Raw genomic sequence first — 23176 nt, 5'->3', positions numbered from 1 at the left:
AACCCATGCAAGACCTGAATCTGTTGCGCCGCCTGCCGCTGGCACTCGCGGTAAGCGCCGCCCTGGCGCTGGCCGCCTGCGGCGGCTCTGACAACAACCCGCCGCAGCTGCTCGCCATTCCGGCCGCACCGGCCGACCAGGGCGCCGCCGATACGGCGCCCGTCCCCGCCAACGTACCCGCCTTTGTCGACAACGTCGCCAGCAACCAGCGCGGCGACGCGCGCTACGCCACCGCCGCCACCAACGCCGGCGTGCGCGTGCTGATCGGCATGCTCGACATCTGGAAGCCCCTCACCGAAATCGTCGACGCCGGCCAGACTGCGCCAGCCGTTGCCGGCTTCCCCGCCGTTGTCGCCTCGGCCTGGACCGGCGTGCCGAACGACGGAACGCCGGGCGGCACCATCGTCAATGCCGCCGTCCACAACGCCAACATCGACTACGTGGTGAAAGCCACCGCCAGCCGCACCCCGGCGCAGGAACTGGCCGCCTATCTGGACGACCGGCGCGGCAAGGGCTACAGCCTGACCGACGGCATGGGCCCGCTGACAGAAGCGTGGCGCAGCGCCGCGCGCCAGACCACCAGCATCACCGGCATCCCGGCCGACGCCACCACGGTGCTGTACAACGACAGCGGCAATAACACGGGCGTCGCAGGTAGCGCTAACGCCGAATTCGGCAGCGTGGTCGCGCTGGTCAACGCCATGGGCAACAACGGCTCCACCGAGCCGGCCAAGCGCTTCTACAAATACGCGCGCCCCTACCGCTGGAGCAGCAGCGTGGTGGTGGTGCCGGCGCTGAACCCTGCCAAGAGCAGCACCCCCACCACAGACGGCGGCTTCACCAGCGGCCACTCGGCCGAAGCGGTGCGCGGCGCGCTGGGCATGGCCTACGCGGTGCCGGAACGCTACCAGGAGATCATCTCGCGCGGCCTGGAGCTGGGCGAAAACCGCATCCTGGCCGGCATGCATTCGCCGCTGGACGTGATCAGCGGCCGGGTGCAGGCGCAAGCCGTGGCGGCGGCCAACCTGGCCGACCCGGCCAACGCAGCCGCCAAGACCGCCGCCGTGGCGCAGGCGCACGCAACGCTGATGCTCAAGACCGGCACCACCGCCGACACCTTCTACGACTACGCCCACTCCGGCACGGCCGCCAACGACCGCTTCGCCGACTACGCCGCCATCAAGGCCGCCTACATCCGCCGCCTGACCTTCGGCTTCACGCAAACGGGCTCCACCACCGCGCCGGCCGTGGTGCCGAGAGGCGCCGAGGTCCTGCTTGAAACCCGCTTGCCCTACCTGAGCGAAGCGCAGCGCCGCGTGGTGCTGAAAACCACCGCGCTGCCGTCCGGCTATCCGATCCTGGACGACGCCGAAGGCTGGGGAAGGCTGAACCTGTTCGCCGCGGCGGACGGCTATGGCGTCTTCACCGGCAACGTGGTGGTGGCCATGGACGCGGCCAAGGGCGGCTTCAACGCCATCGACCGCTGGCGCAACGACATCTCGGGCAGCGGCAAGCTGACCAAGCAAGGCAGCGGCACGCTGAAACTGGGCGGCAACAACAGCTGGTCCGGCGGCACCGTGCTGGAAGGCGGCCGCCTGGAGGGTAATTCCGTGAGCGCCTTCGGCAAGGGCGACGTCTACGTCAGCGGCGGCACGCTGGTCAGCAACGCGCCGGCCAGCCTGGCGCTGGCCGCCGGCTACACGCAACTGGCCACCGGCGCCCTGGAACTGAAGCTGGGCAGCGGGCAGCAAGGCCGCCTGGCGGTGGCGGGCGCCATGACAGTGGCGGGTGGCACGCTCACCGTGAGCTTCCAGAACGGCTACAAGCCGGCCGCCGGCGACACGCTCAACGTCATCTCGGCCGCCAGTCTGAAAGGCAAGTTCGACACCATCACGGTAGCGGGCTTCAAGGTGGAAGCTGTCTATACAGATACCGGCCTGCAGCTGAAGCTCAGCGTGTAACGGAACATATCCGGGACCACGCCACAGAGTGGCATCGTCTATAATGTGCGGAGCGCGCGGGGACCTGTCCCGCGCGCTCAACCGTTCATAGATGTCATCGATGTCCTTTGACTTAAAAAAAGCACTTCCGAAGCCTGGCAACCGCTTTGCGCTCCCCACCCTGCATGGTTCCGCCGACGCCTACGCGCTGGCGCTGGCCGCGCTTGAACTGAAGGCGCGCGGCCAGATGCTGGCCGTGATCGTCGCCAACGCCAGCGACGGCCAGCGCCTGCTCGACGAAATCCCCTGGTTCGCCGGCGAAGGCGCGGACTCAAAGCTGCGCTGCCACCTGCTGCCCGACTGGGAAACCCTGCCCTACGACGCCTTCTCGCCGCACCAGGACCTGGTGTCCGAGCGCCTGGCCACGCTGCATGAAATCCAGTCCGGCCAGTGCGACGTGATGATCGTCCCGGCCACCACCGCGCTGGTGCGCATGGCGCCGCCGTCCTTCCTGGCCGCCTACACCTTCTTCTTCAAGAAGGGCGAGTCGCTGGACGAGGCCAGGCTGAAGTCCCAGCTCACGCTGGCCGGCTATACCCACGTGACGCAAGTGATGTCGCCCGGCGAATACTCGGTGCGCGGCGGCCTGATCGACCTGTTCCCCATGGGTTCCGCGCTGCCCTACCGCCTGGACCTGTTCGGCGACACCATCGAAACCATCCGCACCTTCGACGCCGACACCCAGCGCTCGCTGTACCCGGTGAACGAAGTGCGCCTGCTGCCCGGCCGCGAATTCCCGATGGACGAAACGGCCCGCACCACCTTCCGCAGCCGCTGGCGCGAGCTGTTCGAGGGCGATCCCTCGCGCTCCGTGGTGTACAAGGACATCAGCAGTGGCATCGCCTCGGCCGGTATCGAGTACTACTTGCCGCTGTTCTTCGACCAGACGGCCACGCTGTTCGACTACCTGCCGGAAGGCTCCACCCTGGCCATGGTGGGCGACATCGACGCCGCCATCAAGCGCTTCTGGCTCGATACGCAATCGCGCTACCGCTTCCTGAAGTCGGACCGCGAACGCCCCATCCTGGCGCCGGAAGCCATCTTCCTCGGCGACGAGCAGTTCTTCACGCTGGCCAAGCCGCACGCGCGCATCGGCATTACGCGCGAGGACTTGGGGCAAGCGTCCGAGATCTCGGCGCCGGTGCCCAACATCGCCGTCAACCGCCACCTGGAAGACCCGCTCACCAACCTGCGCGCCTACCTGCTGCAGTCCGGCCGCCGCGTCATGGTGTGCGCCGAATCGAACGGCCGCCGCGAAACGCTGCAGCAGTACTTCGGCGAATTCGATCTGACGCTCACGCCGGTGGAAGGCTTCGACGGCTTCCTGCAGTCGGACGCCAAGCTGATGCTGGGCGTGGCGCCGCTGCACGCGGGCTTCGAATGGTCCGCCGGCAAAGACCAGATTGTCTTCATCACCGAGACCGAGCTGTATGCCGGCTCCGGCAGGCGCGCCGGCAAGAAGAAACAGGAAGCCGTCACCCAGGTCGAATCCATGGTGCGCGACCTGTCCGAGCTGAAGATCGGCGACCCGGTGGTGCACATCAACCACGGCATCGGGCGCTACATGGGCCTGACCAGCATGGACCTGGGGGAAGGCGAAACCGAATTCCTGCACCTGGAATACGCCAAGGACACCAAGCTGTACGTGCCCGTATCGCAGCTGCACGTGATCTCGCGCTATTCCGGCGCCTCGCCGGACGACGCGCCGCTACACTCGCTCGGCTCCGGCCAGTGGGAAAAAGCCAAGCGCAAGGCCGCCGAACAGGTGCGCGACACCGCCGCCGAGCTGCTCAATCTCTACGCCCGCCGCGCGCTGCGCCAGGGCCACGCCTTCGAGTACTCGGCGCACGACTACGAACGCTTCGCCGACAGCTTCGGCTTCGACGAAACGCCGGACCAGGCGGCCGCCATCGGCAATGTGCTCAAGGATATGACCTCCGGCAAACCGATGGACCGCCTGGTGTGCGGCGACGTCGGCTTCGGCAAGACCGAGGTGGCGTTGCGCGCCGCCTTCATCGCCGTCATGGGCGGCAAGCAGGTGGCCATCCTGGCGCCGACCACGCTGCTGGCCGAACAGCACGCGCAGACCTTCGCCGACCGCTTTGCCGACTGGCCGGTGCGCATCGCCGAAATGTCGCGCTTCCGTACCGGCAAAGAGATCGCGCAAGCCATCAAGGGCATGTCGGACGGCACGCTGGACATCGTCATTGGCACCCACAAGCTGCTGTCGGACGACGTGAAGTTCGAGCGCCTGGGCCTGGTCATCATCGACGAGGAGCACCGGTTCGGCGTGCGCCAGAAAGAGGCCCTGAAGTCGCTGCGCGCCGAAGTGGACGTGCTGACCCTGACCGCCACGCCTATCCCGCGCACGCTGGGCATGGCGCTGGAAGGCCTGCGCGACTTCTCCGTCATCGCCACCGCGCCGCAGAAGCGCCTGGCGATCAAGACTTTCGTGCGCGGCGAGAATGAAGGCATCATCCGCGAGGCCTGCCTGCGCGAACTGAAACGCGGCGGCCAGGTCTACTTCCTGCACAACGAAGTGGAAACCATCCAGAACCGCATGGCCGCGCTCACCGAACTGCTGCCGGAAGCGCGCATCGCCGTGGCGCACGGCCAGATGCACGAGCGCGACCTGGAAAAAGTGATGCGCGACTTCGTGGCGCAGCGCTACAACATCCTGCTGTGCACCACGATTATCGAGACCGGCATCGACGTGCCGACCGCGAACACCATCATCATGCACCGCGCCGACAAGTTCGGCCTGGCGCAGCTGCACCAGCTGCGCGGCCGCGTCGGCCGCTCGCATCACCAGGCCTATGCCTACCTGCTGGTGAACGACGTGCAAAGCCTGAGCAAGCAGGCGCAGCGCCGCCTGGACGCGATCCAGCAGATGGAAGAACTGGGCAGCGGCTTCTACCTGGCCATGCACGACCTGGAAATCCGCGGCGCGGGCGAAGTGCTGGGCGAGAACCAGTCCGGCGAAATGCTGGAAGTGGGCTTCCAGCTCTACACCGACATGCTGAACGAAGCGGTGCGCTCGCTCAAGGCCGGCAAGGAGCCGGACCTGGCGGCGCCGCTGTCGACCACCACCGAGATCAACCTGCACGTGCCGGCGCTGCTGCCGGCCGATTTCTGCGGCGACGTGCACGAGCGGCTATCGATTTACAAGCGCCTGGCCAACTGCTCTGCCCAGGACAAGATCGACGACTTGCAGGAAGAGATGATCGACCGCTTCGGCAAATTGCCGGAGGCGGCCAAGGCGCTGATCGAGACGCACCGCCTGCGCATCGCAGCGGCCACGGTCGGTATCATCAAGATCGACGCGCACGGCGAGGCGGCCACGCTGCAGTTCATGCCCAAGCCGCCGATCGACCCGATGCGCATCATTACGCTGATACAAAAAAACAAGCAGATCAAGCTCAATGGGCAGGATAAACTGAAGATCACCGCGAACATGCCGGACCTGTCGGCGCGTGTTACGCAAATCAAGACCGCAATTAAACAATTGGTAGCCTGACCTGATGAAGAACGCAAACGATCACACGATGAACCTGGTGCTGCAAGGCCTGGGCAACTGCATGGCGCGCCTGGAGCGCATCGCCGCGCTGACCGCGCCGCAGCGCATCGTCCGCATTTCCGACAACGCCATCCGCTGCGAAGGCATCACCTACTCGGTGGCGCTGCGCCAGACCATCGAAGTGGCCGCCCACGCGGCCCAGCTGGACGCCACCTACATGATGGGTGTGCACAAGCTGGACGAATTCAAGCTGGTGGCGATGGACATGGACTCCACGCTCATCACCATCGAATGCATCGACGAAATCGCCGACATGCAGGGGCTGAAGCCGCAAGTGTCCGAGATCACCGAAGCGGCCATGCGCGGCGAGCTCGATTTCGCCGCCAGCCTGCGCAAGCGCGTGGCGCTGCTGGAAGGGCTGGACGCGTCGGCGCTGGAGCGCGTGTACGACGAGCGCCTGCAGCTGTCGCCGGGCGCGGAAAACATGCTGGCCGCCGTCAAGCGCGCCGGCCTGAAGACGCTGCTGGTGTCGGGCGGTTTCACGTTCTTCACCGCGCGCCTGAAAGAACGCCTCGGCCTGGACTACACGCTGGCCAACGAGCTGGAAATCATCGACGGCAAGCTCACCGGCCAGGTGCTGGGCGAGATCGTGGACGCGGAAGTCAAGAAGCGCACGGTGGAGCACTGCTGCGCCTCGCTGGGCATCAGCACCGGCGAAGCCATCGTGATGGGCGACGGCGCCAACGACCTGAAGATGATGAGCGTGGCCGGCATGTCGGTCGCCTTCCGCGCCAAGCCGGTGGTGCGCGAGCAAGCCAGCGTGGCCCTCAACTTCGTCGGCCTGGACGGCATCCTGAATCTGCTGGCTTAACCGCTCTTGGCTGCGTCCCTAAGCCTCACAGTCACGCCCACAGGCGGAACGGGATCAGTCCCCACGCCGCCAGCACAGCCAGGAACTGAAGTACCGCAGCGAGAGCGAGGCAATCGAACCACGCCCTGGTGCGCTGTGCGCGCCACAGTCCCCAGGCCATTGCCGGCGGCAGCGCGGCGGTAACGGCCATCAGCAGCAGGCTGGCCGCCGTGCGGTCGCCCAGTTCGAGGAAGGACTGGGTCAGGAAGAACGGCACCGGCAGCAGCAAGGCGAGCGTCGCCGCCAGCGGGACTGTCAGCGGCTGGGCCGGGGCATAGCGCGCCGCGCCATCCTGGCGCCGGGCGAACAGGCGCCACAAGCCGCAAACCAGCACATACAGCAGCCCCGCAAGGCCGGCGGCCAGGCTCGCCCAGAGCAGCACCATCTTCGTCAGCGGAACCTGTTCCAGCGTCCTCAAGCCGTCGGTTGCCATGCGCCTGCCGTCCCGTGAGCGCAGCAGCACATGCGACGGTTCGACGCGGTCCTGCGCCCGGTACAGCGGCCCTCCGGCATGGCTGAGCACCTTGGGTTTCCCTTGCAGAGGGATGAAGTGCAACTGCGCGCCATCCCAGTCCAGCCGCACGAAATTGAAAACCACGTCAGCCCAAGCGAAGCTTGAGATGGTGAACGAGACCGGTACATACAGGCCGCCCCACCCCGCATTCGCCTCGTTCCGGGCGCCTGCGTCTGCGCCGGCAAGCACGGGGCCGCGTCGCGGCGGCAGCGCCAGCTCCGCGATCAGCCGCTGGTAGAACTGCTCATAGTTGGCGTTCTCCACGTCCGCATTGAAAGCGACGAAGAATGCCTTGCCCTGCGGCCGGTAGACGCACAGCATGGCGGAAAAACCGACCGTGACGCCCGGATGGCAGCCGCCCACGGCTCCGTGGCGGTCGCGCACCGCGAGCGCGAGTCCATGGCCGGCAAGCAGGCCGGCCTTCGCCGCATCCGTGCCGGCCGGCCGCTCCAACTGCCCCATCAACTCACTCTGCACCAGCCCGGCCCCGTCCCCCATGAGGAATGCGGCAAAGCGCGCCATGTCGGCCGCCGTGGTGGTGAACTGCGAGGCCGGCCGCAAATAGATGGGTACAGCCGCCTGCGGCACGCCGCGCTCGAAATGCCCCATCGCCAGGCGCTTGTCGCCGGACAGCCCTTCCTGCGAAACGAATTCGAACGTGCTGTCGGCCATGCCGAGCGGCCGCAGCAGTTTGGTGTCCAGGTAGCGCTCATACCGTTCGCCGCTGGCCACCTCGATCACCATGCCCAGCAAGGCATAGCTCATGTTCGAGTAGGCGAAGCGGCTGCCGGGCCGGGCGTTCACCTTGAGCAGCGAAGGATCGCCCGCGAAAGCGTCAGCCAAAGGCGTGTCAGCGCGCGGCTCCTTGCTGAACATCTGCCAGAAACGGACATTGTCCAGCCCCGCCGTGTGCGTCAGCAGGTGGCGCACCCGCACCGGGTCGGTGGCGTTCCAGGGATTATCGATCGGCACGGCCGGCAGCAGCGGCGCCACCGGCGTATCCAGCGTCAGCTTGCCGTCCGTGACAAGCCGCAGGACGCCCAGCGCCAGCACGGTCTTGGCCACCGAGCCGACGTGCACCTTGCTGTCCGCAGTCATGCGTTCACCGGTGGCGGCGTTCTTCAGCCCCGCCGCGCCCGTGGCGACCGCGCCGTCCTCGCCGACGATGCTCCAGACGGTGCCTGCCAGCCCCTCCTGTTGCAGCGCGCGCTCGAACATTGGCCCGAGCGGCGCCGGTGCGGGCGCGGTAGCGGCGCAGGCGCCGGCCGCATGCAGCGCCAGCAGCAAGGAGAAAGCGGCACGCCGCCAATACCGGAGTGTAGTAAAAATAGCCATGGCGCCTACTTTAGCAGCAGTAGGCGCAACTTCCCACTTTAGAACTTGTAGGTGGCACCCACGAAGTAGCGCCGGCCGGACCAGGCCATCTCGTTGCGGCGCGAGGTGGAGCCGGAGTTCAGGTACTGCGCTTCATCCGACAAGTTCTTGCCCTCGAACGAGATGGTCAGGTTGTCGGTCACGCGGTACTGGATCTTCGCGTCCAGGAAGCCCACCGCTTCGCCGTACACCGGCAGCGACGCGTTGGCATCCACCGAACCGGTGTAGTAGGCGTCGCGGTAGTTGTAGGCCACGCGCGCGTTCCACTTGCCCAGGTCGTACCAGATCCCCACGTTGTAGCTGTTGCGGGACATGCCGGGATACGGCAGCACCGTGTTGTCCAGCGGGTTGAGCAGCTCCTTGCCGGGCGCATAGGCGAACGACATGCGGGTGTAGTTGGCGTCCAGCCCCAGGCCGCCGAGCAGGCCGGGCAGCATGGTCAGCGCGGTGCGGCCGGCCAGTTCCCAGCCCTTGGTCACCGCGCCCTCGCTGTTGATCGACGTCTTCAGGTCCCACAGCCTGCCATCGCCGAACACGTCCTGGCCGGGCAGCACCACGTCGTTCTGGATATAGCTGGCGATGTCCTTGCGGAAGAACGCCAGCGACAGCTGCGAGTCGCGCGACGGATACCATTCCACGCTCAGGTCCTTGTTGGTGGCGCGGAAGGGTTTCAGGTTGACGTTGCCGCCGGTGCAGTCGTCCGCGCTGCCGTCGCCGCCGAACTGCGACTGGCCGCTGTTGGCGATGCAGTTGACGGTCGGCGTCAGGCGGTCGATGAAGGGCCGCGACATCACCTTGCCCCAGCCGACCCGCGCCACCAGCGTGTTCGGCACCAGCCAGCCGGCCAGGTTGAAGCTCGGCAGCGTATCGCTGTACTTGTTCTTCACGGTGACGATTTCATTGGCCAGAACCGTCTCGACACGCGCGCCGCTGGTCGGGTTCAGCGAGTAGGCGCGGTAGGAACGCAGGCCGGTGGCCTGGGTTTCCGTGCCCGCGTAGCGCAGGCCGATGTTGCCGTCCAACTGCACGCCGAACAGCTCATGCTCGAAGTCGGCGCGCACATAGAAAGCCTTGATGCGCTCCGAGACGGCGAACTGCGGCGGCATCGGGTAGGTCTTGCCGTCGCTGCCGATGGATTCGCGCAACAGGTCGTGGTTGTAGCGGCCCAGGTCGAAGAACTGCGCCGAGTTGGCAAAGCTGGGCGCCATCCAGCCGGAGGGATAGCCGCTCAGGCCATCGTAGCCGTTGAGGAAGCTGCCCGGCGTGTTGACGCGGATGGCGTCGACCAGGTTGGCCATCTGCGGCGCGGTCACGTAGCGCGTGGTGTTGTTGGCGGTGAGGCCGGCGCCGGGTATGGTGGCGCCGCCGTTGCGCAGCACGCCGCTGGTGTTGAGCGGATCGAAAATAATCTCGTGCACCACTTCCGGGCTGCGCACGATGATGTCGTCGGCGGTGCTGTTCGGGTTGGCGCCCCCGTTGGCCATGTAGCCCGTCCAGCGGTACTGCTCGGAGGTGGACTTGCGGCCCTGGCCGCCGAAGTGCAGCGTGGTCAGGAAGGGCATGTCCGGGCGATACTTCAGGTCCAGCTTGAGCTGGTCTTCCGTGTTGTCGGTGAAAGACGGCTGGTATTGCGAACGGATGCGGGTGTAGCTGCTGCTCTTGTTCGGGTCGTAGTTGGCCGGGAAGACGAACTTCGGCAAGCCCTGCTCGTCGAAATTGACTTGCAGGCCGGGGATGTTCGCGTCCATCACGATGTTATTCGTGTGCAGTTCGTAGAACGAATTGGTCTTGGCCACCAGGCCTTCGGCCGACCAGGCGCCGTTCTTCCAGTTGAAGCCGCCCGAGCGGTAATTGGAATCGATGTTCAGAGCGAAGTCGCGCGCGGCGGTGTTGAAGTTGTAGGAAGCGCCCTCGCCCGGCACGTTCACGCAACTGCCCGCGCTGAAGGACGTCATTACGTGATTGGTGAAGGACATGCCTGGCGGCGTCACGCCGGTGGGCGGCTCGGCGCAGGACGCGGCCGGGGTGCTCAGCGGCGCGCCGTTGGCGCCATACACGGGCGCCACGCCGGACGTGGAGAAACGCTTCACGGCGCCGAAATCGGTGACGTAATTGCGGTCGTTGAGCATCTGCTTCTGGTTGTTCTTGTTATAGCGCGCCCACACGTTCAGGTTGTTATCCACCTTGTACTGCGCGGTCAGCTCGGCGCTGGAACGTTCATGGTCGCGGGTCCAGATGCCGTAGCGCGGCACGCCGGGCGAGTAATCGAACCACTGGCTGTCGCAGGCGGTCTTGTCGGCGCCGCTCAGGGCCGCGCAACCGGCCTTCGAGCCGACGGCGGCGGCGCGCGGATTCAGGCTGTTGTTGGTTTTTTCCGGCGACTGGTCCCAGTCGCGGAAGTAGCGCCAGTTACTGTTGCGTACGTAGTCATTCTGCGTGTACACCTTGTCGTACACCAGGTTGGCCATCAGGCCCAGGCGGCCGTCGAGGAATTTGTCGGCGAACAGCAGGCTGCCGCGCGGCTGCACGCCGCCCCGGTTCGTGCTGTGCTCCCCTTCCAGCTTCACCACCAGCGCACGCGTCTTGAAGTCCAGCGGCAGGTTGGTCTTGATGCTGACCGTGCCGCCGATCCCGCCCTCGGTCTGGTCTGCGGTAACGCCCTTGAACACGTCGATGGACTTGATCAGCTCCGCCGGCAGTTCGCGCAGCTCGGCGCCCCGGCCGGCCGTGCCGTTGGTGCTCAGCACCGACAGGCCGTTGATTTCAATCCGGTTCAGATTCGCTTCCACGCCGCGGATGTTGACCTGCGAGCCTTCGCCGAAGTCACGCGACAGCTGCACGCCGGTCACGCGCGACAGCGCCTCGCCCACGTTCTTGTCCGGGAATTCGCCGATGTCTTCGGCCACGATGGAATCGACCACCGTGCTTGCGTTCTTCTTGCGGTCGATGGCGCTGGCCACCGACTGGCGCGTGCCGGACACGATCACGACGCTGGCGCTGCCCGCTGCCGGGGCTTCCTGCGCGAGGGTTGCGGGCGCGGCCAGCATGGCAAGCGCGCCCGCCACAGCGGCGGCACAAATGGTGGGACGGATGAGGTAATGAGTATTGCTGGTCGATCGCATGCGTAGGTCCCCTTTAATTATTTTGGTGAGCTAGCAAGGTGAAATGCGCCTTGAGCAATCAATAATAGGCGCAAACAATTCACGCAAATCGTCAACAATTTGACTAATTCCAGTACAGCGCCAGCCGCTTGCTGGTCGCCGGCACCGCAATTGCCTCCCCCCGGCGGCGCACGCTCTAACAGGTGTGCCCAAAGCGCAAAAGATTCGTTACACTGGCGATATCAACTTTGCAAGGAGCAAGCATGGCAAGCGAAATCGTTTTGGACACGCGGCTGGAGTCGGCCAAGAACACCGCCTGGTGGCTGTACCTGCTGCACGGCCTCGCCTTCGTGTTCTCCGTCGGCACGCTATCGTTGCTGGTGCTTATCGTCAACTATGTACAGCGCCCGTCCACCGAAGGCACTTTCGTCTACAGCCACCACAGCTGGCAGATCCGCACCTTCTGGTGGTACCTGGTGTGGTTCGTGCTCGGCGCTATCCTGGCCGCGACCTTCATCGGCATCGTGGTCGCCGTGCCGATCTGGGTAGTGGCCTGGCTGTGGTCCGCCTACCGCCTTGTGCGCGGCATCAAGGACCTGAACGACAACCGCCCGATGCCGGAATGAGGAATGTCGCCCAAGAGATCCTGGAACACAACCGCCAGTTCCGGGAGACCAACAGCACCGACCTGGTGACCAAGATCGCGCGCATGAAGGAACATGTGTTTCCCTTCTACCGCGCGACCGCGCACCTGTTCTACCGCGACATGGCGGCGCTGCCCTCGTCGCCGTACACCAATGCGCAAACCGGGCGCTGCTGGCTGGCCGGCGACGCCCACCTGGCCAACTTCGGCGCCATGCGCGACGCGGCCGGCACCGAAGTTTTCGGCGTGAGCGACTGCGACGAAGCCTACCTCGGCCAGTACCTGTGGGACCTGCGCCGCCTCGCGGTGAGCCTGCTGCTGGCCGACTACGCCAAAGACATCAGCCTGGCCGAGCGGCGCGCCGCCATCGCCGCCATGGCCACCGCCTACCTGGCATGCATGGCCGACTTCAAGGGCAGCAACGACGAGCTGAAATTCCGCCTGACGGCCGACAACACCAGCGGCCCGGTGCAAAAATCCATCAAGAAAGCTGCCCAGGCCGACCGCCAGGAATTCCTGGCCAAGTTCAAAGGCCCGGACACACGCCCGGTGGCGGACGCCATTCGCGACGCGGTGGCCGACGCCATGCCGGACTACGTCAGCCGCATCGCCCCGGACAGCCGCAAGGCCGTCGCCTACTACCAGGTGCTGGACGTGCGCCAGCGCCTCGGCGCCGGCATGGGCAGCCTGGGCAAGCTGCGCTACTACGCCCTGCTGCAAGGCACGGACGACGGCAACGTCGTGCTCGAACTGAAGCAAGCCATCCCCAGCGCGGTGGAACTGGCCAGCCCCGGCGCGCTGCCGCCGTCGTTCTACGGCGGCCACGAGGGCCAGCGCATCGCCCGCGCGCAGCAAGCCATGCAACTCAACGCCGACGTGCTGGCCGGCTACGCCACCATCGCCGGCATGCCCTTCCATGTGCACGAGAAGGCGCCCACCGACAAGGACTTCAAGTACGACGACATCGTTACCGACGCCGAGCTCAACAAGGCCGCCGCCACGCTCGGCATGGCGCTGGCGTCCGCCCACGCGCTGGCCGACCAGGACCATGACGCGCAATTGATCAAAGTCAGCATCGACAAGCAGATCACCGGCGCCGTCACCAGCCGCGGCGGCTTCATCGCCGAGCTGACCAGCTTTGCCGGCGACTACGCCGCCAAGGTCCGCCTCGACTGGCAGGCCTTCCGGGCGGCATTGGACCGGGGCGAACCCATGTACTGAACCGTAGCTTGATCTCCCTCTAAGCAAGCCGGCCCGGCGCGCCCTACCATGGAAGTGCTCGTGGAACCGGGAGGCAACATGAAATACATGCTGGCAATACTGTGCGCGGCCCTGGCTGCGATGACTGCAGGCGCGGCGCGGGCTGAACCGGAGAACATCGTCTGCCCGCGCGCCATACTGGCGTCGACCACGGTGGCCACGGCCGAAGGCTGGGAGCCGGTGGGCGGCGCGGCCGAATACAAGCTCGAGCACGCCCAGCTCTTCTCCGGCCACCCCAGCGACGAAGTACAGGTGACGCCGGACGAGAGCGCCAAAGGCAAAAGCCTCGTCACGCAATGGCGCTTCAAGGCCGAGCACGCGCCCGAATTCTGGATCGGCTGCGCCTACCGCGACACCACGGTGGTGCTGGCCCGCAAGCTCGACACCCGCCTGTCCCGTTGCATAGCCCGCTACGACCAGACCGACGGCCCGCCTCCGGGGCATTTGCAGTCGCTGACGTGCTCCTGAGCGCGCTTGCCGTCTGCGGCACCGGGCCTACAATGCCAATATGGTTCGAATCGAAGGAGCGGAAAATGAACGCACCAGACAAGCCTTCCGCCGAGTTGCTGAGCGACGAGCAACGGACGGCTATCGTGCAGCTAGCACGTGATGCGGGCCTGTCGAGCGAGGAATTTCTATTTCGCGCCTCGCTATCGCTGCTACCTGAGCGAAACCTGCAATCGCTTTCCGATCTGCTGGACGAGGCAGTGCAAAGGGTAGACTGCGCCTGCGCCTCGATAGATGAAACAGTTGCGTTCGTGGATGCATCCTTGCAACGCATGGCCTTCCGTGAAGCAAGCGCGCAGGGGCGTTAATGAAGATCATCAACAAACTATGGAACGCCCTGGTCGCCCTCATCAAATTGACTGATAAGATCGAACGATTGGAAGAAATAGTCAAACGTCAGCAGCAAAAGCTCGATTCCATGAATGGGCGCCTGATACGCCTGGAAACAGCCTTTCAGATCGGGGCTGCCAATCCACATGCTTCGCCTGAACATGGCCCGCCAACCTTGCCGCCGTAAGTCTTCTCAGCCGCCACTGTCGGCGTGGAACTTGACCTGCCTGGATGCATGCACCAGCTACTCGCTAATTCTGTAATGCCGGCCATCTGCTTTCAAACCAAGCGCTAGAACAATGAAATTACCGGCCTAGGTGCACATCGGCGGGGGATGGCAAGCGTGAAGCCATCCTTACTGCAGGAGACGTTTGTCGGGCATGTCTCTTCTTGCCGAGACGACCGTCGCGTCGGCCGCTGCCAAGAGGTTTTCGCGTTAGTATTATGCGTACTAGCTCAGACTTGGGCTAGCCCAGTACGTCTGACAACGGCAGCCGAGTGGCGCCGGATTATCGGACGTCGCAGACTCCCCACCACATCTGTCGAAGCTCAGACGTCGGCCGAAAGTCAGTACGTGGGTAGCGTGCATCTTCAAGTGTCACGTTTACTTCCGCCGGCGTTTTGCTGCACATAGCCCTAAATGCCGCTTTTTCTCTCATCGATTGCTGAAATGCATCCAGCTCGGCATGGGCCCAGCACGCTATTGACCAAGTTCCCTGAGGCAGCACATCTCGTATGACGTCAACGTCCCATTTATAGCAAAGCCGCAGGCGTAGTCTCATTGCCGCACCATATCGTTCCCCAACCATCTCGGGCAACCGTAGAATGCGTATAAAGCCAAGCTCCAACCTCGTGCCTCGCCCATGGTCTGTGACATCCTCATAGGCTACTAGGAAATCTCCATCGACAGGATGAAGTTCCAACCCGCTTTCGATGGTCCAAAAGTCCGACATAGCAGCCAATGCATCCGATAGCATCAATCCACCCAACTTGTGTCCACGAGCACGGAGATATGCGCGAAGTTTCTTTTCCATTAAATCGATACTTTTCTCTTGATGGACGCACTGCTTCTGACCCATGGTCTTCTTGTTATTTCTTATCCTCAGCGGATAGCTGTGAGCCTGCGTCAACCCAAAAAATCGCCCTCAGACTTCAGCGACGAGCAATTCAAAATGTATTTTTTCATCTAAATATCTGATAGCCCTTTGTTGGCCGAATGCCGCCGACTAACGCTTAGCAAGCGAGGACGATACACCATCCGATGCACCAAAGCGCTGAGTTAGGGCCTCCAACGCCATCTTTGCGGCGGATGATATTGCTGTCAAATGCCAAACGCCGTGGTCTACCGCCATCTCCCCAACAGCAGCGGTGCCAACCTTGCCCATCTCGGCATAAATATGCCCGCGTACCAACACTCAGAATATTTCAGCCTCGACGTCCAAATCTAATCCTGAAGAGCTGTCCGGAGGTAGCCGCTTTCTCAGCCCTCAAAAATACAGCCAACGTAGGCCTTCGTGGCTGCCTGCATGCGGTCGGTGTCGCCGAATTGGCCGGGAAAGGCTTGTGCGGTCTTTATCGCGCACAGGTCTTCGCGCTCATGCAGGCGCGCGATGCAGGCGCCTTCGGTCAAACCGTATTTATTGCGGGCGCAGGCTTTCTCCAGGCGCCCTGACAGATCCCTCAACATACTGACGTCTGCACCCGACACCGGCAGTGCCGCGTTGGCAATCGCCACGCCAGCCCCGCTCTCGCGCTCGTCCTCCACGACGGCCGCCTCTGCATCGGCAGACGCTTTCTGCCTGCGCTCCAGCGCAACGCTCAGTCCCCAGCCCAGGGCGATTAGCAGAACGATTTTGAATAGCCAACCGAGGTTCCAGCCTTGCTTGACGGCGGCATGCGTTTCGCGCACCGGTCGCGCCGGCTCGTATGGCCGGTTCTGTACCTTGGCATAGCAGACCCCGCAGGCGGGACATTGCCAATCGGGATTGGTCGCGTCGGGTGGCCGCACGTGGCTGCACTTGGGGCAGATGACGGTCATGGCATGCCTCTAGCTGTTGAATTGAGGCAAGTATATCGACAATGTTAGCGGGAAAACACGCGAATTGTCACAGACGACGCTAGTCTTCTATCGGGGCCAAGCCTTGGCGTATTTTCTCTTTGAGGCCATCCAGCATTTGCTGGAGCACTTCCGGCGGATGTCCGGTCCAATCTTCCACCTTGCCGACGATTTTCAAAGGGTGGCGGGTGCGGTAGGACTGGGTTGGGTTACCGGGGAATCGCTTGTTCGTCAGGTTCGGGTCATCCTCGAAGCCGCCGGTGGGTTCGACGAGGTAGATGTAGCCACGGTGATCGTCTCCAGCGAGCGCAGTTGCCAGTTCGGCGCCCCAGATTGCAGGCTCCATGAGGGCGCTGAAATAGACGTTGTTCGAGACTCGCCCTTCTTCGAAGTTGGACGCGAAACCTGGCGCCAGCACTTCGCCGGCTTCGAGGCTGTACTTGGTGCCGTGGTAGAACGGCCCTTTGACGTTGCTGCAGTTTTGGTACGTGACTGGCGTCCAATCCGGATTGCTCATGTGCGCATCTCCTAAGGTGCTGGCGGCGGCAGCACAGCGGTGCTCCATGGCGCAAGCAGGCGCCAGCCAAGGCTGAGGTAAAGGCCGCGGCCGTCTTCGGTGGCCACCAGCAGGCGTTCCGTGACATTTGCCTGCCTGGCTATCGCGTCCAAACCCTGCATGACGACCGTACCCAGCCCAAGGCGGCGGTGCGATTCGGATGTGATGATCTGATCGAATACGGCGCAGCCCTCGTGCGTGGTTATCCGGCCGGTGGCGGCCACTTCGCCATTGGCGTGCAGGATGCGCACGAGCTGCGCGCCATGTTCCGCAGCTTCTTCTATGACATAGCCGGATGGAAGCTGCGCCTGCTTGGCCATGGCAGCAGGTCCCTCCATCAGATAGCCCGGCTCTTCCACCGACCAGCGCGCGGGCAACGCGGCGCGCAGCACAGCGGGATCGACCGGCGCTTTCAGGTAGATGTAGGGACCATGAATTCGCTCGGCACAAGCCTGAAGCGCCGGTCCGGCGTCAAGGAATACATAACGGCGCAGCTGAAGCGGCATGCCGACTTCGACTCGCAATCCACCGCCGTCCCTGACCGGCAGCGGCACGCCACGGGACAGGCTCCAGCCCGCCAACCAGCGTTCCAGCAAGGGTAAATTAATCTCTGCCATTCCTATTTCTTTTTGTTCGCTCAGCCTGCAAGCGTAGCAGTTTCCGCAACTTTATGCAGGGCCGGCTAAAGACGCATGCCGAGCCAGATGACCGACTCGGTGGCGCCGGAGACGGCGCTGCCCAGCATGCGCCCCAGGGCACCCGAGGCTTGGGAGTGTACGGTGGCGCAGTCGTGGTGCTCCTGCTCCTCCCGAAGGATGGCACTGATGGCGGCAACCGCTGCGGCGTCGTCCGCGACGGCCACGAGCTGCTGGCCCAAGTGGCGGAGCACCACGCGTTCCACGGCCACGGTGGCGAGCGATATCGCCTGCGCACCCAGCAGGCCGGTGAACAGGCCGAGCGCGTAGCCGCCCACGGCGCATAGCCAATAGCTTCGGCAGCGCTTCAAGCCGCGCCGCTGCAGTTCGTGAAGGAAGATGCTTCGATGGCCTTCCTCATGCGCTTTGAAAGCTCGCAGCTCGGCCAGCAGCGGCTGCGCCGTCCAGCGCGCCATGAAGATCTGACCGGCGTAGATGCAGACGGCGCCCTGCTCGCCGGCGTGGTTCACCTTGAGGATGCGGCCAGCCAACACGCTTCCCGGGGCGCTAGAGGAGTTCATCGAGCTGCTCGAAGAATTCCCGCTTGGCGGGGGCGTCGGACGGGCCGATGCCGAGAAGCAGTTGTGCGGCTGCCTGCCCGGAGACTTCTTCCCGCAGTTTGCGGTGCGCGAAGGCGATGTCCAGATTCACCGATCTCGTCGCGCCGCAACCTGGCGTCGCCGATAAAGCAGGCAATGGACTGCGGCAACATGCGCCTACAGCTTGCCCAGCGCCTGGGCGATGTCGGCGATCAGGTCGTCCGGATCTTCCAGCCCGATGTTGAAGCGCACCAGGATGCCGCCGCCGTGCCGCCAGCCCTGGCGCATGGCCTGGATGCGGTACGGCACGGCGAGGCTGTTGGCGCCGCCCCAGCTATAGCCGATGCCGAACAGTTTCAGCTCATCGACGAAGCGGTCGGTCTGCTCTTCGGTGTAGCGCTCGTCGAACAGCACCGAGAACAGGCCGCCGGCGCCGCTGAAGTCGCGCTTCCACGTCTCGTGGCCGGGGCAGTCCTCGAACGCCGGGTGCAGCACCTTGGTGATCTCGGGCCGCCCCTTCAGCCACGCCGCCACTTTGCGCGCGCCCCGGTCGTGCGCTTCGAAGCGCAGCTTCATGGTGGGCAGGCCGCGCAGCACCAGGTAGGTGTCGTCGGCCCCCACGCCCATGCCGAGCCGCATATGCGCTTGCGAGATGCGGTCGTGCACGGCGCGGTCGCGCGTGATGACGGCGCCCATCAGCACGTCCGAGCCGCCGGACTGGTACTTGGTCAGCGCCTGCATCACCACGTCCACGCCCAGCTCGAAGCCGCGCAGCGCCAGGCCGGCGGCCCAGGTGTTGTCCAGCGCGACCAGTGCACCCTTCTCGTGCGCGGCCTTGCAGATGGCCGGCAGGTCCGGCACTTCCATCGACACCGAGCCCGGCGCCTCGGTCCACACCAGCTTGGTGTTCGGCTGGATCAGCGCGGCGATGCCGGCGCCGATCAGCGGATCGTAGTAGCGCGCACTGACGCCGAAGTCGGCCAGCCAGCGTCCCAGCTCGCGGTTCGGGTTGTAGACGTTATCGGGCAGCAGCACGTCGTCGCCGCTTTTCAGCAGCGCGAAGTCGATCATGGCGATGGCCGCCAGTCCGCTCGGCGCCAGCAGGCAGTGCAGGCCGCCTTCGATCTCGGCCAGCCGCGCTTCCAGCGTGAAGGTGGTGGGCGTGCCGTGCAGGCCGTAGGTATAAGCGTTCTTTTCTTTCCACTCGCCCGAGCGCAGCGCCGCCACGTTCTTGAACAGCACCGTCGATGCGTGGTGGATGGCGGTCGGGAAGGCTGCGAAGCCGGACGGCGCTTCGTAGTCGGTGTGGATCAGGGCAGTCTGCTGGGATTTTGGGTTCGTCATGGCTCAGAATGAAAAAAGGCGGAGCGCCGATGGGCGTCCGCCTTTGATTTTACCGCAGAGGGAGTTGCTTACGCATCGCCCCACAGGTCATGCGCGTCGGCGCGGGTGATCTCGACGTCGAAGAACTCGCCCACTTTCAGCTTCTTGTGCGGCTCGTACGGCTTCTTCACGTAGACCACGCCGTCGATCTCGGGCGCGTCCGCAGCGGAACGGCCGACGGCGCCGCTCGGGGTCAGCTCGTCGATCAGCACGCGCACCGTCTTGCCGACCTTGGCCTGCAGGCGCTTGCGCGAGATTTCCTCTTGCAGCAGCATCACGCGGCCGCGGCGCTCTTCGCGCAGTTCTTCCGGCACCGGGTTGGCGATCTCGTTGGCGGTGGCGCCTTCAACCGGCGAGTAGGCGAAGCAGCCCAGGCGGTCGATCTGCGCTTCCTTCAGGAAGTCCAGCAGGTATTCGAATTCCGCTTCGGTCTCGCCCGGGAAGCCGGCGATGAAGGTGGAGCGGATGGTCAGCTCCGGGTTCATGGCGCGCCAGCCCAGGATGCGGTCCAGGTTCTTCTCGCCGCTGGCCGGACGCTTCATGCGCTTCAGCACGTCCGGGTGCGCGTGCTGCATCGGGATGTCCAGGTAAGGCAGCACGTGGCCGCCGCTCATCAGCGGGATGATCTGGTCCACGTGCGGGTACGGGTACACATAGTGCAGGCGGATCCAGGCGCCGTAGGACTTGGCCAGCTCGCCCAGCGCCTCGGTCAGCTGCGTCATGTGGGTCTTGATCGGGCGGCCGTTCCAGAAGCCGGAGCGGAACTTCACGTCCACGCCGTAGGCCGAGGTGTCCTGCGAAATGACCAGCAGCTCCTTCACGCCGGACTTGAACAGGTTCTCCGCTTCCAGCATCAGTTCCGCGATCGGACGCGACACCAGGTCGCCGCGCATGGACGGGATGATGCAGAAGCTGCAACGGTGGTTGCAGCCCTCGGAAATCTTCAGGTAGGCGTAGTGCTTGGGCGTGAGCTTGACGCCCTGCGGCGGCAGCAGGTCGATGAAGGGCTCGTGCGGCTTCGGCAGGTGGTGGTGGACGGACGCCATCACCTCGCCCAGCGCGTGCGGACCGGTCACGGCCAGTACTTTCGGGTGGATGGACTTGATCAGGTCGTTGCCTTCGCCGTCCTTCTTGGCGCCCAGGCAGCCGGTGACGATCACTTTGCCGTTTTCGGCCAGCGCTTCGCCGATGGCGTCCAGCGACTCCTGCACTGCGGCGTCGATGAAGCCGCAGGTGTTCACGATCACGAGGTCGGCGCCGTCGTAGGACTTGGCGGTCTCGTAACCCTCGGCGCGCAGCTGGGTCAGGATCTGTTCGGAGTCAACCAGCGCTTTCGGGCAGCCGAGCGAAACGAATCCGACCTTGGGAGCGGTGCCGGCGGGTGCCGCTGCGGTTGCAGCCTTGGGAATACGGGAGATTTCTTGCATGGTAATAGAAGAGCAATCAAAGTTCAGACCAATCGAACATTATACCCTATTGCCGCCCCCCGGCCTCCCCCATCTCAGGCAGACCCGGCCTCCTGCCCTCCCCCGCCCAGCCATGCTTCGATGGCGGCGCTGGACACGGGCCGGCTGTACAGATAGCCCTGGCCCTTGTCGCAGCCCTGCGCGGACACCACCGCCGCCTGCTGCGGGGTTTCAATGCCCTCGGCCACGGTGCTCATCCCCAGGCTGCGCGCCACCTTCACGGTGGCCTCGATCAGCACTTCGTGGTGCCGGCTGGTGGCGGCCAGCGTGATGAAGGAACGGTCGATCTTGACCGTATCCACCGGCAGCAGATGCAGGCTGGAGAGCGACGAATAGCCGGTCCCGAAATCGTCCAGCGCCAGCTTGATGCCCAGCGCCTTCAGCCCAAGCAGCTGGTCGCGCACGTTTTCACCCTGCGCCGCCAGGCTCTCCGTGATTTCCAGCTGCAGGTTCTCCAGCGCCATGCCGCTGGCGGCGACAATGGCCGCCACCCTGCCGCACAAGCCCTCCTGGCTGAGCTGCGCGCGCGACAGATTCACCGCCATCAGGCGCGGCGCACTTTTCCCCAGCAGTTTCTGCCAGCGTACGAAGTCGGCGCAGGCCATGGCCAGCACCTGTTCGCCGATGGCGCCGATCAGGCCGCAATCCTCGGCTATGCCGATGAACTCCACCGGCCCCACTACGCCGCGCACCGGATGGCGCCAGCGCACCAGCGCCTCCACGCCGGCGGCGCGGTCGATAGCTCCGCCTGGCAGCAAGCCAACCACCGGCTGGTACACGTTGAACAACTCGCCTCGCTCGATCGCGTTGCGAAGATCCGCCTCGATGCCGCCGCGCAGCACCGCCTCGTCACGCATGCGGCGCTGAAAAACGGCGCAACGGCCGCCGCCCTGGGCCTTGGCCACGCCCATGGCAATGGCGGCGTCGCGCAACAGGCCGCCGGGGTCCTCGCTCGGCTCCTGGTCCTTGCTCCGATCCTGATCCAGCAGCACGATGCCGATGCTGAAGGTGCACGTCAGCTCATGCTCGGCCACACTATAGGGTCGGCTCAGGCGGTCCAGCAAACGGTTGGCGATGCTTTCGGCGGTGGCCTGCTCCGGCAGGCCGTCCAGCAGTACGACGAATTCGTCGCCGCCGGTACGGGCGGCCACTTCGGCGGCAGCCGGCAGGCCAGCCACGCGGTGGCTGGAACGCACGGTGGCGCGCAGCCGCCCCGCCACCAGCACCATGATCTGGTCGCCCACGTCGTTGCCGAAGGTGGCGTTGATCTGCTTGAACCGGTCCAGGTTGATGGACAGGACGGCGCCATGGTCCCCTGCCGGCGGACGCGCGCGGCGCGCCATGCTGCGCAGCAGATCCAGCGCGCCGGCGCGGTTGGGCAGCCGCGTCAGCAGGTCCTGCCGCGCGGCGCTCGCAAGCCGGGTGGCCAGCGTGCGCTGTTCGCGCATCACCTCGTGGGTGGCGTCCAGCAGCACCGCCATCAGGCGGTTGCCGCCCACCTTCAGCAAGCCCAGCGACAGCACGGCAGGTGCGGACAGGCCGCGCCCGCCATCCGGCGGCCCGAGGACATCGCGCTGCATCGCGTCGCGCTGCAAGACGATGCGTTTGCCTTCGCAGACCACGCCGTGCGCGCCCCCAAAGCCGGCACACAGCTGCTGCAAATCCGGCGCGAACGGCTGCAGCACGTGGAACAGATTGCTCAGGTCCCCGCTGGGCGCGAGCGGCATGAGCAACTGCGACGCCATGGGATTGAGCATTTCGATCGCGCCGTCCTGCTGCAGCTGGATCAGCGCCACCGGGGCGCTGTACAGAAACTGGATCAGGGACTCGTAGGCGCTGTCGGTGTCGTGGCCCGTCATACGCGCTGCACCAGCACGTAAGCCAGCTCGGCCTGCGGGGCAGAGAGCAGCCGCAGCCGGACCTTGGTCGGGCGCATGCGTAACGTCAGCACGTAGGGAATGGTGTCGTCCAGTGTCTCGCCCGCGTCAAGCGCGTCGGCGAAGCGCTGCGCCACCAGAAAATTATTCATGCAGGGCGCCACCACGCTGAACAGGTCCTTGTCCAGCACCCGCTCAGGGCTCAGGCCAGCGGCTTGCGATTCAAAATTATTGTAGCGCAGCACCCGGCCGTCCCGGCCGAAGCCGATCACGCCGAACTGCAGCGTATTCAGCGCTGCTTCGTCCATGGCTGCCAGCAGTTCGTCCAAGCACGGATCGTCAAACCCTGCCGCTGCTTGCATCGTCATATTTCAGCTCCTTTACCGACGGGACACGGCATAGTCAACTCTATCATGCCGGGTAGCGGGGTGTCGAAGAGAAAGATGGC

19 protein-coding genes are annotated in these 23176 nt (G+C 64.9%); 8 read left to right on the top strand and 11 right to left on the bottom strand.

Features of this window, described 5'->3' with window-relative positions; all coding sequences use genetic code 11:
- The first annotated feature begins 5 nt into the window (after positions 1–5).
- The 3 genes from AC56DV_RS29565 (at position 6) to serB (ending at position 6388) form a co-directional block, all read left to right on the top strand.
- Positions 6–1961 carry a phosphatase PAP2 family protein gene (locus AC56DV_RS29565; protein WP_496317777.1) on the top strand — a complete coding sequence of 652 codons (1956 nt, stop codon included), beginning with the start codon at positions 6–8 and terminating at the stop codon, positions 1959–1961.
- 100 nt (positions 1962–2061) lie between these two features.
- On the top strand, positions 2062–5517 hold the full coding sequence (gene mfd / locus AC56DV_RS29560) for a transcription-repair coupling factor (RefSeq protein ID WP_496317776.1): 3456 nt from the start codon (positions 2062–2064) through the stop codon (positions 5515–5517).
- A gap of 4 nt (positions 5518–5521) precedes the next feature.
- Positions 5522–6388 (top strand): phosphoserine phosphatase SerB, encoded by an 867-nt coding sequence (gene serB, locus AC56DV_RS29555; protein ID WP_496317775.1) that lies wholly within the window; start codon positions 5522–5524, stop codon positions 6386–6388.
- 31 nt (positions 6389–6419) lie between these two features.
- On the opposite strand, the gene AC56DV_RS29550 is transcribed toward serB, so the two are convergent.
- Together AC56DV_RS29550 and AC56DV_RS29545 are read right to left on the bottom strand one after the other, a co-directional pair.
- Positions 6420–8276 (bottom strand): serine hydrolase domain-containing protein, encoded by a 1857-nt coding sequence (locus tag AC56DV_RS29550; protein ID WP_496317774.1) that lies wholly within the window; start codon positions 8274–8276, stop codon positions 6420–6422.
- 38 nt (positions 8277–8314) lie between these two features.
- Complete coding sequence (locus tag AC56DV_RS29545) at positions 8315–11437, bottom strand: TonB-dependent receptor (protein WP_496317773.1); 3123 nt, start codon at positions 11435–11437, stop codon at positions 8315–8317.
- A gap of 242 nt (positions 11438–11679) precedes the next feature.
- Between AC56DV_RS29545 and AC56DV_RS29540 the strand changes: the two genes are divergently transcribed.
- The 5 genes from AC56DV_RS29540 to AC56DV_RS29520 all read left to right on the top strand — a co-directional run bounded on the left by AC56DV_RS29540 (position 11680) and on the right by AC56DV_RS29520 (position 14343).
- Positions 11680–12042: a DUF4870 family protein gene (locus tag AC56DV_RS29540; protein WP_496317772.1), complete on the top strand. Its 363-nt coding sequence runs from the start codon at positions 11680–11682 to the stop codon at positions 12040–12042.
- Positions 12039–13280, top strand: a complete 1242-nt coding sequence (locus AC56DV_RS29535) for a DUF2252 domain-containing protein (RefSeq protein ID WP_496317771.1) — start codon at positions 12039–12041, stop codon at positions 13278–13280. Before AC56DV_RS29540 ends, AC56DV_RS29535 begins: the two co-directional genes overlap by 4 nt.
- A 78-nt stretch (positions 13281–13358) precedes the next feature.
- Positions 13359–13787, top strand: a complete 429-nt coding sequence (locus AC56DV_RS29530) for an STY0301 family protein (RefSeq protein WP_496317770.1) — start codon at positions 13359–13361, stop codon at positions 13785–13787.
- Between the two features lie 65 nt (positions 13788–13852).
- On the top strand, positions 13853–14134 hold the full coding sequence (locus AC56DV_RS29525) for a hypothetical protein (protein WP_496317769.1): 282 nt from the start codon (positions 13853–13855) through the stop codon (positions 14132–14134).
- Positions 14134–14343 (top strand): hypothetical protein, encoded by a 210-nt coding sequence (locus AC56DV_RS29520; RefSeq protein ID WP_496317768.1) that lies wholly within the window; start codon positions 14134–14136, stop codon positions 14341–14343. The genes AC56DV_RS29525 and AC56DV_RS29520 overlap by 1 nt, the downstream gene beginning before the upstream one ends.
- A 1293-nt stretch (positions 14344–15636) precedes the next feature.
- On the opposite strand, the gene AC56DV_RS29515 is transcribed toward AC56DV_RS29520, so the two are convergent.
- From AC56DV_RS29515 to AC56DV_RS29475, 9 genes are all read right to left on the bottom strand, one after another.
- Positions 15637–16194 carry a hypothetical protein gene (locus tag AC56DV_RS29515; RefSeq protein ID WP_496317767.1) on the bottom strand — a complete coding sequence of 186 codons (558 nt, stop codon included), beginning with the start codon at positions 16192–16194 and terminating at the stop codon, positions 15637–15639.
- 79 nt (positions 16195–16273) lie between these two features.
- Positions 16274–16729 carry an NAD(+)--rifampin ADP-ribosyltransferase gene (gene arr, locus AC56DV_RS29510; RefSeq protein ID WP_496317766.1) on the bottom strand — a complete coding sequence of 152 codons (456 nt, stop codon included), beginning with the start codon at positions 16727–16729 and terminating at the stop codon, positions 16274–16276.
- 11 nt (positions 16730–16740) lie between these two features.
- The gene (locus AC56DV_RS29505) at positions 16741–17385 is read right to left on the bottom strand and encodes a GNAT family N-acetyltransferase (protein WP_496317765.1); all 645 of its coding nucleotides are present in this window, start codon (positions 17383–17385) and stop codon (positions 16741–16743) included.
- Positions 17386–17450: 65 nt separating this feature from the next.
- Positions 17451–17957 carry a demethoxyubiquinone hydroxylase family protein gene (locus AC56DV_RS29500; RefSeq protein WP_496318501.1) on the bottom strand — a complete coding sequence of 169 codons (507 nt, stop codon included), beginning with the start codon at positions 17955–17957 and terminating at the stop codon, positions 17451–17453.
- 13 nt (positions 17958–17970) lie between these two features.
- A complete protein-coding gene (locus AC56DV_RS29495) occupies positions 17971–18114 on the bottom strand; it encodes a hypothetical protein (protein WP_496317764.1) in 144 nt (47 codons plus the stop codon).
- Positions 18115–18179: 65 nt separating this feature from the next.
- Positions 18180–19346, bottom strand: a complete 1167-nt coding sequence (locus tag AC56DV_RS29490) for a cystathionine beta-lyase (RefSeq protein ID WP_496317763.1) — start codon at positions 19344–19346, stop codon at positions 18180–18182.
- A gap of 68 nt (positions 19347–19414) precedes the next feature.
- Positions 19415–20812 (bottom strand): 30S ribosomal protein S12 methylthiotransferase RimO, encoded by a 1398-nt coding sequence (rimO, locus tag AC56DV_RS29485; protein WP_496317762.1) that lies wholly within the window; start codon positions 20810–20812, stop codon positions 19415–19417.
- Between the two features lie 74 nt (positions 20813–20886).
- Positions 20887–22710, bottom strand: a complete 1824-nt coding sequence (locus AC56DV_RS29480; RefSeq protein ID WP_496317761.1) for a putative bifunctional diguanylate cyclase/phosphodiesterase — start codon at positions 22708–22710, stop codon at positions 20887–20889.
- Positions 22707–23096: a PAS domain-containing protein gene (locus tag AC56DV_RS29475; RefSeq protein ID WP_496317760.1), complete on the bottom strand. Its 390-nt coding sequence runs from the start codon at positions 23094–23096 to the stop codon at positions 22707–22709. The genes AC56DV_RS29480 and AC56DV_RS29475 overlap by 4 nt, the downstream gene beginning before the upstream one ends.
- Positions 23097–23176: the final 80 nt, after the last annotated feature.

This window comes from Massilia sp. BGA-UO-ETr-WB1 (assembly GCF_059567845.1).
The sequence above is the reverse complement of the archived record's forward strand: the minus strand, read 5'-3'. Positions and strand labels throughout refer to the sequence as shown.

Coding starts and splice junctions, on each gene's coding strand:
- AC56DV_RS29480 (WP_496317761.1), bottom strand. CDS start 22,710: ATGACGGGCCACGACACCGACAGCGCCTACGAGTCCCTGATCCAGTTT.
- AC56DV_RS29515 (WP_496317767.1), bottom strand. CDS start 16,194: ATGACCGTCATCTGCCCCAAGTGCAGCCACGTGCGGCCACCCGACGCG.
- rimO (WP_496317762.1), bottom strand. CDS start 20,812: ATGCAAGAAATCTCCCGTATTCCCAAGGCTGCAACCGCAGCGGCACCC.
- AC56DV_RS29490 (WP_496317763.1), bottom strand. CDS start 19,346: ATGACGAACCCAAAATCCCAGCAGACTGCCCTGATCCACACCGACTAC.
- AC56DV_RS29520 (WP_496317768.1), top strand. CDS start 14,134: ATGAAGATCATCAACAAACTATGGAACGCCCTGGTCGCCCTCATCAAA.
- AC56DV_RS29530 (WP_496317770.1), top strand. CDS start 13,359: ATGAAATACATGCTGGCAATACTGTGCGCGGCCCTGGCTGCGATGACT.
- AC56DV_RS29475 (WP_496317760.1), bottom strand. CDS start 23,096: ATGACGATGCAAGCAGCGGCAGGGTTTGACGATCCGTGCTTGGACGAA.
- AC56DV_RS29535 (WP_496317771.1), top strand. CDS start 12,039: ATGAGGAATGTCGCCCAAGAGATCCTGGAACACAACCGCCAGTTCCGG.
- arr (WP_496317766.1), bottom strand. CDS start 16,729: ATGAGCAATCCGGATTGGACGCCAGTCACGTACCAAAACTGCAGCAAC.
- serB (WP_496317775.1), top strand. CDS start 5,522: ATGAAGAACGCAAACGATCACACGATGAACCTGGTGCTGCAAGGCCTG.
- AC56DV_RS29525 (WP_496317769.1), top strand. CDS start 13,853: ATGAACGCACCAGACAAGCCTTCCGCCGAGTTGCTGAGCGACGAGCAA.
- AC56DV_RS29540 (WP_496317772.1), top strand. CDS start 11,680: ATGGCAAGCGAAATCGTTTTGGACACGCGGCTGGAGTCGGCCAAGAAC.
- AC56DV_RS29565 (WP_496317777.1), top strand. CDS start 6: ATGCAAGACCTGAATCTGTTGCGCCGCCTGCCGCTGGCACTCGCGGTA.
- AC56DV_RS29545 (WP_496317773.1), bottom strand. CDS start 11,437: ATGCGATCGACCAGCAATACTCATTACCTCATCCGTCCCACCATTTGT.
- AC56DV_RS29505 (WP_496317765.1), bottom strand. CDS start 17,385: ATGGCAGAGATTAATTTACCCTTGCTGGAACGCTGGTTGGCGGGCTGG.
- mfd (WP_496317776.1), top strand. CDS start 2,062: ATGTCCTTTGACTTAAAAAAAGCACTTCCGAAGCCTGGCAACCGCTTT.
- AC56DV_RS29550 (WP_496317774.1), bottom strand. CDS start 8,276: ATGGCTATTTTTACTACACTCCGGTATTGGCGGCGTGCCGCTTTCTCC.